General features: G+C 73.8%; 9 protein-coding genes and 1 pseudogene. 4 read left to right on the top strand and 6 right to left on the bottom strand.

The window, feature by feature from the left end; all coding sequences use genetic code 11:
* Nucleotides 1–283 precede the first annotated feature (283 nt).
* From IE225_RS30685 to IE225_RS30670, 4 genes are read right to left on the bottom strand one after another with little or no spacing between them, the layout of a single operon-like run.
* Complete coding sequence (locus tag IE225_RS30685) at nucleotides 284–1,003, bottom strand: ABC transporter permease subunit (protein WP_190060926.1); 720 nt, start codon at nucleotides 1,001–1,003, stop codon at nucleotides 284–286.
* Between the two features lie 11 nt (nucleotides 1,004–1,014).
* Complete coding sequence (locus tag IE225_RS30680; protein WP_190060925.1) at nucleotides 1,015–1,926, bottom strand: ABC transporter ATP-binding protein; 912 nt, start codon at nucleotides 1,924–1,926, stop codon at nucleotides 1,015–1,017.
* 49 nt (nucleotides 1,927–1,975) lie between these two features.
* On the bottom strand, nucleotides 1,976–2,884 hold the full coding sequence (locus IE225_RS30675; RefSeq protein WP_190060924.1) for an ABC transporter permease: 909 nt from the start codon (nucleotides 2,882–2,884) through the stop codon (nucleotides 1,976–1,978).
* Entirely contained in the window at nucleotides 2,874–3,839 is a 966-nt protein-coding gene (locus IE225_RS30670; RefSeq protein ID WP_190060949.1) for an ABC transporter ATP-binding protein, read from the bottom strand. The genes IE225_RS30675 and IE225_RS30670 overlap by 11 nt, the downstream gene beginning before the upstream one ends.
* Before the next feature lie 259 nt (nucleotides 3,840–4,098).
* On the opposite strand from IE225_RS30670, the gene IE225_RS30665 reads away from it, so the two are divergent.
* The 4 genes from IE225_RS30665 (at nucleotide 4,099) to IE225_RS30650 (ending at nucleotide 8,279) form a co-directional block, all read left to right on the top strand.
* Nucleotides 4,099–5,973: an SDR family oxidoreductase gene (locus tag IE225_RS30665; RefSeq protein ID WP_229880174.1), complete on the top strand. Its 1,875-nt coding sequence runs from the start codon at nucleotides 4,099–4,101 to the stop codon at nucleotides 5,971–5,973.
* A gap of 145 nt (nucleotides 5,974–6,118) precedes the next feature.
* Complete coding sequence (locus tag IE225_RS30660) at nucleotides 6,119–6,667, top strand: RNA 2'-phosphotransferase (RefSeq protein WP_190060923.1); 549 nt, start codon at nucleotides 6,119–6,121, stop codon at nucleotides 6,665–6,667.
* Between the two features lie 138 nt (nucleotides 6,668–6,805).
* Complete coding sequence (locus tag IE225_RS30655) at nucleotides 6,806–7,252, top strand: hypothetical protein (protein WP_190060922.1); 447 nt, start codon at nucleotides 6,806–6,808, stop codon at nucleotides 7,250–7,252.
* Nucleotides 7,253–7,391: 139 nt separating this feature from the next.
* Entirely contained in the window at nucleotides 7,392–8,279 is an 888-nt protein-coding gene (locus IE225_RS30650) for a Cof-type HAD-IIB family hydrolase (RefSeq protein ID WP_190060921.1), read from the top strand.
* Between the two features lie 94 nt (nucleotides 8,280–8,373).
* Here IE225_RS30650 and IE225_RS30645 read toward each other — a convergent pair.
* Both IE225_RS30645 and cydD read right to left on the bottom strand, forming a co-directional pair.
* Nucleotides 8,374–8,886, bottom strand: a pseudogene (locus IE225_RS30645) (M23 family metallopeptidase); the annotation flags it as partial.
* Between the two features lie 361 nt (nucleotides 8,887–9,247).
* A complete protein-coding gene (gene cydD, locus IE225_RS30640) occupies nucleotides 9,248–12,754 on the bottom strand; it encodes a thiol reductant ABC exporter subunit CydD (RefSeq protein ID WP_190060919.1) in 3,507 nt (1,168 codons plus the stop codon).
* Between the last annotated feature and the right edge of the window lie 102 nt (nucleotides 12,755–12,856).

Genomic DNA, 12,856 nt, shown 5'->3' with positions numbered 1-12,856 from the left:
GCAGCTCCCCCGTGCGGCGGGCTCGACGGAGCGGGACGGCTCCGGAGTCCGCCGCGGGCTGCCCTGTCGGGAAGGTCCCGTGGACATCTCCACAAGGTCCCGTGGACATCTCCACCCTGCCCGCGCGGCACGGACCGCGCCACCGAATTACCCGGTGCCGCCGGACTACCCGGTGCCACCGAATTACCCGGTGCCGCCGGACTACCCGGTGCCACCGGACACCCGGTACCGCCGACCGGTCCGGAGGCACCGCGCACGGGCCGCGGCCGGCCGGCGGCGCCGTTCACTCCTCCCCGGCCAGCGTCAGCGACCGCAGCTTCTGTCCGGCGTACCAGGTGGCCAGGACGGTGACCGCGACGAGCAGCACGGTCGCGGTGGGCAGGCCGACGTCGGAGGTGACCAGGTCGCCGCCGGCCACCCGGTGGGCGACGGCGAGCGACCACTGCTGGACGCTCAGCGTGCGCGCGCCCGGCACCAGGGAGCCGAACAGCGCCTCCCAGACCAGGGCGTAGACCAGGCCGAACACCACCGCGTGCCGGGAGACCGTGCCGAGCAGCAGGAAGACGGCGGCGTAGGCGATGGAGGCGACCAGCGCGGCGACGGTGTAGGCGACGGCGACCTGCCCGCCGTTGCCGTTGAGGATGAGTCCGGCGAGCAGCGTCGGCACCGCCGAGAACACCATCGTCACGGCGATCGCCACGATCAGCTTGGTGAGGATGATGGTCGGCCGCCGGACCGGCTTGGACAGCAGGTACACCACCGAGCCGTCGTCGATCTCCGGTCCGATGGCGCCCGTGCCGGCGACGACGCCGATGAGCGGCACCATGGTCGCGAGGGCGAGGGTGCCCAGGACGTCACTGGCGGTCCGGTCGTCGGCGCCGGTCAGGGTGCGCACGGCCAGGGAGATGAGGAGCAGCAGCAGGGGCAGGGCGCCCAGGATGAGGGCCCGGCGGCGGCCGAGCAGGGCCCGGTAGGTGAGCCGGGCGACGGTGGGGTCGTACATCTTTCGGCCTCCTACGCCGCGACCAGGTACGAGAAGACGGACTCGAGGGACTCGTCGGACGGCGAGACCGTCAGCAGCCGGATGCCGTGGTCGCGGGCGACCCTGGGCAGCAGCGTGGTGAAGCGGCCGAAGTCGACGGCCTGGATGCGCAGCGCGCCCTCGGCCCGGTCGACCTCGATGCCGGACGTCGACGGGTCGGCGATCAGCGCGGCGGCGAGTGCCCGGTCGTCGCTGGAGCGCACCAGGTAGCGGTGCGGGCGGTCGGTCATCAGGCGGCGGATCTTGCGGAAGTCGCCGCTGGCCGCGTGCCGTCCGGCGACGACGACCTCGATGTGCCGGGCGAGCTGCTCGACCTCCTCCAGGATGTGCGAGGAGAACAGCACCGTGCGGCCCTCGTCGCCCATGCGCCGCAGCAGGTCCATCAGCTGCATACGCTGACGTGGGTCCATGCCGTTGAACGGTTCGTCGAGCAGCAGCAGCGACGGGTCGTGGACCAGCGCGGAGGCCATCTTCACGCGCTGCCGCATGCCCTTGGAGTAGGTGGAGATCTTCCGGTCCTGCGCGTACTCCATCTCGACGGTGGCGAGCGCCCGCTGGGCGGCCTTGGCGCCCAGGCCGTGCAGTTCGGCGTTGGCGAGGACGAACTCGCGGCCGGTGAGGAAGTCGTACATCGCCTCCCGCTCCGGCACGATGCCGATGTGCCGGTAGATCTGCTCGTTGCGCCACACGGGCTGCCCGTCGAGGGTGACGGTGCCGGTGGAGGGGGCCAGGAAGCCCGCCATCATGTTGATCAGGGTGGACTTGCCGGCGCCGTTGGGGCCGAGCAGGCCGGTGACGCCGGGGCCGATGGTCATGGTGACGTCGTTGACGGCGACGACGTTGCCGAACCAGCGGGAGACGTGGTCGATCGTGAGAGTGCTCATGGGCGCGGCCCAATCCTCGGACGGGTGGTGGCGGGCGACGGGTGGGCGGTCACAGTCCCGCCTTCCGGTAGCGGCGGACCAGCAGTCCGTAGCAGGCGGCGATCAGGCCCAGGGCGACGAGGACGAACACGGCGCCCTGCGCGTGCGAGGGGCCCTCGCCGCCGGGGAAGGCGGAGGAGGCGCCGAGGAAGGCGGACTGCACGCCGTCGACGAGCGTGATCGGCGAGAACAGGCCGAGCCAGGCGATGGCGCCGGCGGCGTCCTGGTTGTAGGCGATCGCCTGGACGGTGGAGACGGCGCCGTAGGAGATGGTCAGGACGGCGATGACGGCGGCGATGCCGAAGCCGCGCCGCGGGGTGACCGAGGCGATGACCAGGCCGATGCCGGCGAAGAGCAGGGACAGCAGTGCCACGGAGACGAGTCCTTGGGCGAATCCCTCGGTCTGGTCGGTGAAGTCGAGTTCGGCCAGCAGCGCGCCCGCGTAGAGCACGACCAGCGGGGTCGCGGTGAGCAGGAACAGCGCACTGGCCAGCGCGGCGTACTTGGCGCGCACGTAGTCGGCGGTCTCGATGGGCCGCGAGAAGTACAGCGGCACCGTCTTGAAGCGCAGGTCGCGCGAGACCGCCTGGGGTGCCTGCGAGGCGACGTACAGGCTGATGACGGCCTGCATGATGATCGCGTAGCGCGTGTAGTCGACCGGCAGGTGCTTCATCTTCGTGGTGACGGCGACGGCGACCATGATGGCCGCGGGCACGCACATCACCACGAACAGCAGCATCGGCAGCACCTTGGACTTGGTGGAGCGGCCCAGGCCGTAGGCGCCGCGCAGGGAGTGCGCGAAGAGGGAGCGGCGGGCGTAGGCGCGGCCCAGGCGGGGGCCGTCGTAGCCGCGGTAGCCGATGTCGTGGATGCGGGTCTGGTCGCCCGCCGCCACGGGGGCGGGGTGCTCAGCCGCCATGGCCGACCGCCTCCTTCCGGTGCTCGTCACTGCTGCGGAAGACCTCCGAGATGTGGTGCCGGTGCTGCTCCATGCGCACCAGACCGAGGCCGAGGTCGGCGATCACGTCGCGGACCAGGTCGTACGTCTCCTCGCCCTGCGCGGTCAGCAGCAGGGTGCGGCCCGCGCCGGGCAGGCCGCCGCCGTCGTCGTGGGTGGTCACCCCGCGCGCATGCAGGGCCTCGCGCACCGCGCGGATGCCGTCGGGGTGGGTGTCACTGTCGGTGACCTCGATCGCGAGGGTGGTGGTGGTCTGCGTGAAGTCGGTGGTGGAGCTGGAGCGCAGCAGCCTGCCGCCGTCGATGACGACGACGTGGTCGCAGGTGCGCTCCAGTTCGCCGAGCAGGTGGGAGGTGACCAGGACCGAGATGCCGAAGTCGGAGTGGATGCGGCGGATCAGGCCGAGCATCTCGTCGCGGCCGACCGGGTCCAGGCCGTTGGTGGGCTCGTCCAGGAAGACCAGCTGAGGGTCGTGCACGAGGGCCTGAGCGAGCTTGACGCGCTGCTTCATGCCGGTGGAGTAGCCGCCGATGGGCCGGTAGCGCTCCTCGTACAGGCCGACGTGGCGCAGGGTGTCGGCGGTGCGCTCGCGGGCCGCGGTGGGCGGCAGGCCGGACATGCGCGCCATGTGCACGACGAACTCGGTGGCCGACACGTCCGGCGGCAGGCAGTCGTGCTCCGGCATGTACCCGACGCGCTCGCGGATGGCGCTGCCGCGCGTGGCGACGTCCAGTCCGAGCACCTGGGCGCGGCCCTCGCTGGCGGGCGACAGACCCAGCAGGATCTTGATCAGGGTGGACTTGCCGGCGCCGTTGGCGCCGACGAGGCCGGTGACACCGGGTCCGATGTCCACGGTGAGCCGGTCGAGCGCGGTCACCCTGGGGAACCGCTTGCTCAGATCTTCGGTCGCGATCACAGTCACGTCCTCGACGGTAGTGATCCGCGCCACTGCCGTCGTCAGACCGCAGAGCCGTTCCGGGGTCAGACTCGAGTAGTACGGGTCCGTAGGGGACACCCCTCCGAAGGGGGACCGCGCCCGGACACACGCCCTGTTGACGATGTGTCCAACAACTGCGAGATTCGGCCGACGCGGCCCGGGACGGGCGACCGGAGAGACGGGGTGGTGGCGGGTGACCGGAGAGACGGCGCGGACGGCGGAGCCGATGCCGGAACCGATGCCGGAACCGATGGTGGAGCCGATGGTGGAGAACGCGCGGGAGCGGTGGGTGCGCTCCGGCGGGGTCGAGCTGTGCGTGGCCGAACTGGGGGACGCCTCCCGGCCCACGGTGGTGCTGGTGCACGGCTACCCGGACAGCAAGGAGGTCTGGTCGCGGGTGGCCGCCCGCCTCGCCGACCGCTTCCACGTGGTGCTGTACGACGTGCGCGGGCACGGCCGGTCGACGGCGCCGCGGCCGCTGCGCGGCAACTTCACGCTGGAGCGGCTGACGGACGACTTCCTCGCCGTCGCCGACGCGGTCAGCCCCGGCCGGCCGGTGCACCTGGTGGGACACGACTGGGGGTCGGTGCAGGGCTGGGAGTTCGTCACCGCCGAACGCACCCGGGGCCGGATCGCGTCCTTCACCTCGCTGTCCGGCCCGTCCCTGGACCACCTCGGCCACTGGCTGCGCGAGCGCGCGCACCGGCCGACCCCGCGCCACGTGGCCCAGCTGCTCGGACAGGGCGCGCGCTCGTGGTACGTCTACGCGCTGCATACGCCCCTCCTGCCCGAACTGGCCTGGCGCGGCCCGCTCGGCAGGGCCTGGCCCGCGCTGCTGCGGCGGGCCGAGAAGCTGCCCGCCGACGGCTACCCGACCCCGTCGCTGCCCCGCGACGCCGCGCACGGCGCCTGGCTGTACCGCGACAACATCCGCGCCCGCGTGCGCGCCCCGCGCCCCGACCCCCGCGCGCACGCGCCCGTGCAGCTCGTCACGCCCCTGAAGGACGCCTTCCTGTCCGAGCGGCTGTACGACGGCCTGGAACGCTGGGTGCCGCGGCTGGTGCGGCGCACACTGCCGGTACGGCACTGGGCGCCGCGCACCCGCCCCGACCAGCTCGCCGCCTGGATCACCGACTTCGTCACCGCCACCGAGTCCGCCGAGCCTGCTGCGTCCACCGAGTCCACCGAGTCAACTGAGTCCGCCGAATCCATCGAATCCACCGAATCCGCTGAGTCCGCCGAGGCAGCCGGGGGCGGCCGGCCGCCGGTGACGGCCTCCGGACCGTACGCCGACCGGTTCGGCGGGCAGCTGGTGCTGGTCACCGGCGCGGGCGGCGGTATCGGACGGGCGACGGCGTGCGCGTTCGCCGCGGCCGGCGCGCGCGTGGTGGCCGTCGACCTGGACGGCGCGGCCGCGGCCGGCACCGCGCGGCTGTGCCGTGCGGCCGGGGCGCCCGCCGCCTGGGCGGAGACCGCCGACGTCGCGGACGAGCGGGCCATGGAGAAACTCGCCGGGAAGGTCGCCGCGCGGTACGGCGTCGTGGACGTGCTGGTGAACAACGCCGGCATCGGCCTGGCCGGCGCCTTCCTCGACACCACCCCGCAGGACTGGCGCCGGGTCCTGGACGTCAACCTGTGGGGCGTCATCCACGGCTGCCGGCTCTTCGGGCGGCAGATGGCCGAGCGCGGACAGGGCGGCCACATCGTCACCGTCGCGTCGGCGGCGGCCTACCAGCCCTCCCGGCTGCTGCCGGCGTACACCGCGTCCAAAGCCGCGGTGCTGGCGCTCAGCGACTGCCTGCGCGCCGAGCTCGCCGGGCGGGGCATCGGCGTCACCACGATCTGCCCCGGCTTCGTCGACACCGGCATTACGGCGACCGCGCGCTTCACCGGCGTCGACCCGCAGGAGGAGCAGCGGCTGCGCCGGCGCACCGCCCGCCTGTACGGGCTGCGCAACTATCCCCCGGAGAAGGTCGCCGCCGCGATCCTGCGCGCGGTCGCCCGGGGCGAGGCGGTCGTGCCCGTCACCGTGGAGGCCCGGTTCTTCCGCGCCCTGTCCCGCCTCGCCCCGGGCGCCACCCGGGCGCTGGCCCGGGTACGGCCCCGGCTGTGAGGGGATCGGAACGAACCACCGCATAGGGCAGGCCGGTTGTCCACAAGTTCTGTCAATTCCCCTGTGGAAAACCGGACTTGTTGTGGATCAAACCTGCGAAGAAAAATATCTGCGTGATCTGCGTCTCGTCCGGCAGGCTGAGGGCATGGACGCACGACGCGCCGTCACGGTGTCGAAGTACCTCGCCAAGCACCTGCGGCACCGGCCCGACCGGATCGGGCTCGCGCTCGACGAGGGCGGCTGGGCCGAGATCGACGCGCTGCTCGCGGCGGCCGCCGCGCACGGGTTCCCCGTCACCCGCGAGGAACTCGACCACGTGGTGGCCGTCAACGACAAGCAGCGCTTCGCCATCGAGGGCACGCGCATCCGGGCCGTCCAGGGTCACAGCGTCGCCGTCGACCTCGACCTGCTCCCGGCCACTCCGCCGCCGCACCTCCACCACGGCACCGTCGCCCGCTTCCTGGACGCCATCCGGGCCGAGGGACTGAAGCCGATGAACCGGCACGACGTGCACCTCTCGCCCGACCGCGAGACCGCCGCCCGCGTCGGTGCCCGCCGCGGCCGCCCCGTCGTCCTCACCGTCGACGCGGCCGCCATGCACCGCGACGGCCACGAGTTCCGCGTCAGCGCCAACGGCGTGTGGCTCACCCGAGCCGTGCCGCCGCAGTACCTGCGGTTCCCGCAATCCGGGTGACCGAAGTCCTAGTGACCGAAGTCCCGGTGACCGAAGTCCCGGTGACCGAAGTCCCGGTGACCGAAGTCCCGGTGACCGAAGTCCCGGTGACCGAAGTCCCGGTGACTGGAGTCCTGGTGACCGTGAAGAATCCCCGGTATGGACCACCTCCCCACCACCCAGGCCGCCGTCACCGCCCTGCGCGCGCTCGCCGCCACCTACGGGCGGCAGATCGAGGTGACGCACGACATCGGCGCCGACCAGACCTCGCGCCGCAGCGCCGCGGGCGTCGGCGTCGTCACCGACCCGGACGGCTCCCTGCCCCACGAGGCGTACGCCGAGTTCGGCGGCGTACCCCGGGTGAGTGTGCGCCTCTACCCGGAGGACGACGCGCTGATCACCGTCGAGGGCGTGGAATTCGCCGACGTCCCGCGCGACGACGTGCCCGCCTTCCTGCGTTCCGTCTTCGACGGCCTGGCCCACGTCAAGGTCCGCCGCTTCCCGCCCGGGTGCACCCTGGTGGTGCCGCTGCCCGGGGACCGGGTGCACAAGGAGCACGTGTCGCCGGTGGCTTTGACGCCGTGGCTCAGCAGCCGTGCACGGTGAGGCGGAACAAGGAGATTCGAAGGGGAATTCGAGGTAGGTGACGTGTGTGCCGGAGAGCGCATGTTTCACGTGAAACGTCGCTCTCCTCACCCGCTCGGGGCCCGCACTTGAGCGGAGCCCCGCACCTGCGTGCACGTGCATGCGGGACAATGGCCGGGTGACTTCAGCGACCCGACAGCCCGAACCGGCTGCCGCCGGCCTCCGCCCGCGGCTGATCGCCACCGATCTCGACGGCACTCTGCTGCGCGACGACAAGTCGGTTTCCCCCCGCACGGTCGCCGCCCTGGCGGCCGCCGAGGAGGCGGGCATCGAGGTCTTCTTCGTCACCGGCCGCCCGGCACGCTGGATGGACGTCGTCAGCGAGCACGTCCACGGTCACGGCCTGGCGATCTGCGGCAACGGCGCCGCCGTGGTCGACCTGCACGGGGGCCCCGGCGCCCACCGCTTCGTGAAGGTGCGGGACCTGGCCCGCGAGAACGCCCTGGAGGTCGTGGGACTGCTGCGCGAGGCGGCGCCCGGCACGGTGTACGCGATCGAGCAGACGTACGGCTTCTACCAGGAGCCGGAGTACCCCAAGCTGCACATGGAGATCCCCGACGCCCTCGCGTCGGCCGAGGAGCTCCTGGACCACGGCAGCGACCGCGCCGACGAGCCGATCCTGAAGATCCTCGCCTTCCACCCGCAGATGGACCCCGACGGCTTCCTGACGCTGGCCCGGCTGGCGATCGGCGACCGCGCCACCGTGACCCGCTCCAGCCCCAGCGCGCTGCTGGAGATCAGCGGTCCGGGCGTCTCCAAGGCCAGCACGCTCGCCCTGTGCTGCGCCGAGCGCGGCATCTCCCACGAGGAGGTCGTGGCCTTCGGGGACATGCCGAACGACGTGGAAATGCTGACCTGGGCCGGCCGCTCCTACGCCATGGGCAACGCCCACCCGGACGTGATCGCCGCGGCCTCCGGTCTGACCGTCGCCAACAACGAGGACGGCGTCGCGATCGTCATCGAGCAACTGCTGGCCGAACGGATCTGACGACGCGGCGGCGCCGGTTCCGCGGGATCGGGTGTGTCGCCGCCGGTTCCGCAGGTCCGGGCGTGTCGGCGCCGGTTCCGCGGATGCGGAGGTGTCAGCGCTGTTGGGCGTCGAATCCGGGCGCTCCGAGCGGCACGCCGCGTTCCGCCAGCCACGGCACGGGATCCACCGCCGATCCGTACTCGGGGACGACCCGCACCTCGAAGTGCAGGTGGGGCCCGGTGGAGTTGCCGGTCGTCCCGGACCGCCCGATCCACTGCCCGGTGGTCACGCTCTCCCCCGGGCCGACGGCGACGGAGGCCAGGTGCGCGTACTGGGTGAAGTACCCGTCGGGGTACCGGAGCACGATCTGGATGCCGAAGGGGCCGCCGCAGGACACGCTCACCACCCGGCCCGCGCCCACCGCCCGCACCGGGGTGCCGACGGGTACCGCGAAGTCCTGCCCGGTGTGCCGGTGCGACCAGCGCGTCCCGGCGCTGCCGAACCCGGCCGACAGCTGGTAGATCTCCACCGGCGCCACCCAGTCCTGGGTGAAGGACGTGGACGGCTGGTCCAGCCGCTCGACGCCCGGGCAGGAGCCGGCCGCCACCGCGTCGTCGTCCGCGCCGCCGGCGTCCGCGCCGTCCGTCCCGTCGGCGGTCCGCGCCGCCGGCAGGGCGAGCACGCACAGCAGCGCCAGAACGAGCAGGCCGGGACGGTGAGGTGAGCGCATGTCAGCGATCGTCACCGGCGCGGGCGGGCGCGGTCCTGTTCAACTCGTACGCCCGGGGGACGACGGACCCCGAACGGGGCAGCGCCGCCTTTGGCGCACCCGCGCGGAGTCCGTCTCCGGTACGCCGTACGCGGGTGCGGCCCGCGGATGCGGCCCGGTGCACCCTGCTCCGGGGGCGCACCGATACACCGCGTGAGGACATACCGGCACACCGCGTGAGGACCACACCGGCACGCCCTGTGTGAAGGGCGCCTCGTCAGGTCGCGGCGAGCAGCTCCGCGTCCGCCTCCCGGGCCGCCATCTCGCGCAGCGGCCCGTCGACGGCGACCAGCCGCGCGTACGGCCCGCGCTGCACCACCCGGCCCGCGTCCAGCACGACCACCTCGTCGACGGCCTCCAGTCCGGCCAGCCGGTGGGTGATCAGCAGGGTGGTGCGGCCCTCGGTCGCGGCGAGCAGGTCGGCGGTGAGCGCGTCGGCCGTGGGCAGGTCGAGGTGCTCGGCGGGCTCGTCCAGCACCAGGACCGGGAAGCCGGCGAGCAGCGCGCGGGCCAGCGCCAGCCGCTGCCGCTGCCCGCCGGACAGCCGCGCCCCGTGCTCGCCGACCAGCGTGTCCAGCCCGTCCGGCAGGCCGTCCACCCAGTCCAGCAGCCGGGCCCGGGCGAGCGCGTCGCGCAGCTCGGCCTCGGTCGCGTCCCTCCTGGCCAGCAGCAGGTTCTCCCGCACCGAGCTGTCGAAGAGGTGCGCGTCCTGGGCGCACAGCCCCACCAGCCGCCGTACGTCGTCGCCGGCGAGCGCGCGGGCGTCCACACCGCCCAGCGTGTACGAGCCGCCGCCGGGATCCAGGAACCGCAGCAGCACCTGCGCCAGCGTCGTCTTGCCGGACCCCGACGGCCCGACCACGGCGATCCGGCGCCCCTCCTCCAGCCGCAGGTCGACCCCGGCGAGCGCGTCCCGGTCCTGCCCGGGGTGCCGCGCGGTCAGGCCCCTGAGGACGACCGGGAACGGCGAGGTCGGCGCCTTGCGCGGCTGCTCCGGCTCGCGCACCGGCTCCGGTGCGTCCAGCACCTCGTACACCCGCTCGGCGCTGCGCCGCACCCGCTGCCGGTACTGCACGGCGAGCGGCATGCCGAGCACCGCCTCGAAGGCGGCCAGCGGCGTCAGGACGACGACGGCCAGCACCACGCCGTGCAGCCGCCCGGCGGCGACCGCCTGGATTCCGGTGAGAGCCGCTGCCGCGACGGTCAGGCCGCAAGCCAGTGCGGTCAGCCCGGCGCCCAGCGCGGACGCGGCGGCGGAACGCGCGGCGATGCGGGTCAGGGCGGCGTCGGCCCGGCGGGCCCGGGCGAGCCGTGCGGGCAGGGCGCCGGCGACCGTGAGTTCGGCGGTCCCGGTGAGCAGGTCGGTCGTGTGGGTGGCCAGCTCGCCGCGGGCGGGCGCCAGCCTGCGCTCGGCGCGCCGGGCCACGGCGCCGGTCAGCAGCGGCACGCCCGCCCCGGCCACCAGCAGACCGGCGGCCAGTACAGTCCCGGCCTCGGGCAGCAGCCACCCCGTGAACGCCACCGCTCCGGCCGAGACGACGGTGGCGGCCCCAGCCGGCAGCAGCCAGCGCAGCCAGTAGTCCTGCAGCGCGTCCACATCGGCGACCAGCCGCGTCAGCAGGTCGCCGCGGCGCGTGCGGCGCAGCCCGGCGGGGGCGATGCGCTCCAGGCGCCGGTAGACGGCGACCCGGGTGTCGGCCAGCATCCGCAGCACGGCGTCGTGCGAGACCAGCCGCTCCGCGTACCGGAAGACGGCCCGGCCGATGCCGAAGGCCCGCGTCGCGGTCACGGCCACCATCAGGTACAGCACCGGCGGCTGCTGCGAGGCGCGGGAGATGAGCCACCCGGACGTCGCCATCAGCCCGGCCGCGCTGCCCAGAGCGAGGCTGCCCAGCAGCAGCGCCAGCGACAGGCGTCCGCGCCGTACGGCGCCGAGGGCACGGACGCGGGCGAGCACCCCGCGAGCGGCGCGGGCCGCCGCCGGCGGCTCGTGCACGGGCCGTGCCGCGGCCCGCGCCGGCACGGGGTCGCCTGCCGCCGCCGCACGGGCCGGGGACACGCCCGGCGCGGTACCGCCGGCCGGTCCGGCGAGGTCCGCCCCGGGCAGCCGCACCACCCGGTCCGCGACCGCCAGCAGCGCCGGCCGGTGCACCACCAGCAGCACCGTGCGCCCCGCGGCCAGCCGCCGCACGGCCGCCACGACCTCGGCCTCGGTGCGGCCGTCCAGCGCGGCCGTCGGCTCGTCGAGCAGCAGCACGGGCCGGTCGGCGAGGAAGGCGCGGGCCAGCGCCAGCCGTTGCCGCTGCCCGCCGGACAGTCCGGCGCCGTCCTCGCCGAGCACGGTGTCCATGCCGTCGGGCAGCGCGTCCACGAAGTCCAGCGCCCCGGCGTCGGCGAGCGCCCGCCGCACGGCCGCGTCGTCGGCCTGCGGCCGGGCCAGCCGGACGTTCTCGGCCACGGTCCCGGCGTACAGGTGCGGCCGCTGCGGCACCCAGGCGATGCGGGAGTGCCACTGCGCCGGATCCACGTCGGCCAGGTCGGCGCCGCCGACGCGCACCCGCCCGGCCGTGGGCCGGACGAACCCCAGCAGCACGGCCAGCAGCGTCGACTTGCCGGCGCCGCTGGGCCCGACCAGCGCCACCGTCTCGCCGGGACCGACGGTGAACGACACGTCCGTCACGGCGTCGTCCGACCGCCCGGGGTAGCGGACGGTCACTCCCTCGAAGACGATGCCGCCCGCGGGCACCGGCCGGGTGCCCGAAGCAGGCAGCGGCGTCTCCAGGACCGCGAAGATCTCCTCGGCCGCCGCCAGTCCCTCGGCCGCCGCGTGATACTGCGTACCCACCTGACGCAGCGGCAGATAGGCCTCGGGCGCCAGCACCAGGATGACCAGCCCGATGTACAGGTCCATGTCGCCGGCGACCAGCCGCATCCCGACGGTCACCGCGACCAGCGCCACGGACAGCGTGGCCAGCAGCTCCAGCGCGAACGACGACAGGAACGCGATGCGCAGGGTCCGCATCGTCGCCCGCCGGTACTCACCGGTGATCCGCCGGATCGACTCGGCCTGCGCCTTGGCCCGCCCGAACACCTTCAGCGTGGGCAGTCCCGCCACGACGTCCAGGAAATGCCCGGACAGCCGGGACAGCAGCCGCCACTGCCGGTCCATCCGGGACTGGGTGGCCCACCCGATCAGCACCATGAAGACCGGGATGAGCGGCAGGGTGGCGACGATGATGGCCGCCGACACCCAGTCCTCCGTGACGATCCGCGCCAGCACCGCCACCGGTACGACCACCGCGAGCCCCAACTGGGGCAGATAACGTGCGAAGTAGTCGTCCAGGGCGTCCACGCCCCGCGTGGCCAGGGCGACCAGCGACCCGGTGCGCTGCCCGCCCAGCCAGCCGGGTCCCAGAGCGGCGGCCCGCTCCAGCAGCCGGCCGCGCAGCTCCGCCTTCACGGCCGCGCTCGCCCGGTGCGCCGCCAGCTCGGTCAGCCACGCCACCAGCGCCCGGCCGCAGGCGACCGTCACCAGCAGCAGCAGCGGGACGCGCAGGCCGGAGACGGTCATCCGGTGCTGGAAGGCACCGACGACCACCTCGGCGATGAGCATGGCCTGCGCGATGACCAGCCCCGCGCCGACGGCGCCCAGGGCGATGACCGCCAGTAGGAAGAACCGGGTGGCGCGCGCGTGGCGCAGCAGACGCGGATCGATCGGTTTCACGTGAAACACACCTCAGTGCACGTCAGTGCACGGTTTCGGCGATGTGCTGGGTGCCGATCCGCTTGCGGAACACCCAGTACGTCCACGACTGGTAGAACAGGA

Origin of the sequence: Streptomyces echinoruber (assembly GCF_014651135.1) — a bacterium.
GTDB classification, from domain to species: domain Bacteria; phylum Actinomycetota; class Actinomycetes; order Streptomycetales; family Streptomycetaceae; genus Streptomyces; species Streptomyces echinoruber.
The sequence above is the reverse complement of the archived record's forward strand: the minus strand, read 5'-3'. Positions and strand labels throughout refer to the sequence as shown.

Coding starts and splice junctions, on each gene's coding strand:
- IE225_RS30685 (WP_190060926.1), bottom strand. CDS start 1,003: ATGTACGACCCCACCGTCGCCCGGCTCACCTACCGGGCCCTGCTCGGC.
- IE225_RS30680 (WP_190060925.1), bottom strand. CDS start 1,926: ATGAGCACTCTCACGATCGACCACGTCTCCCGCTGGTTCGGCAACGTC.
- IE225_RS30675 (WP_190060924.1), bottom strand. CDS start 2,884: ATGGCGGCTGAGCACCCCGCCCCCGTGGCGGCGGGCGACCAGACCCGC.
- IE225_RS30665 (WP_229880174.1), top strand. CDS start 4,099: ATGCCGGAACCGATGGTGGAGCCGATGGTGGAGAACGCGCGGGAGCGG.
- IE225_RS30660 (WP_190060923.1), top strand. CDS start 6,119: ATGGACGCACGACGCGCCGTCACGGTGTCGAAGTACCTCGCCAAGCAC.
- IE225_RS30655 (WP_190060922.1), top strand. CDS start 6,806: ATGGACCACCTCCCCACCACCCAGGCCGCCGTCACCGCCCTGCGCGCG.
- IE225_RS30650 (WP_190060921.1), top strand. CDS start 7,392: ATGCGGGACAATGGCCGGGTGACTTCAGCGACCCGACAGCCCGAACCG.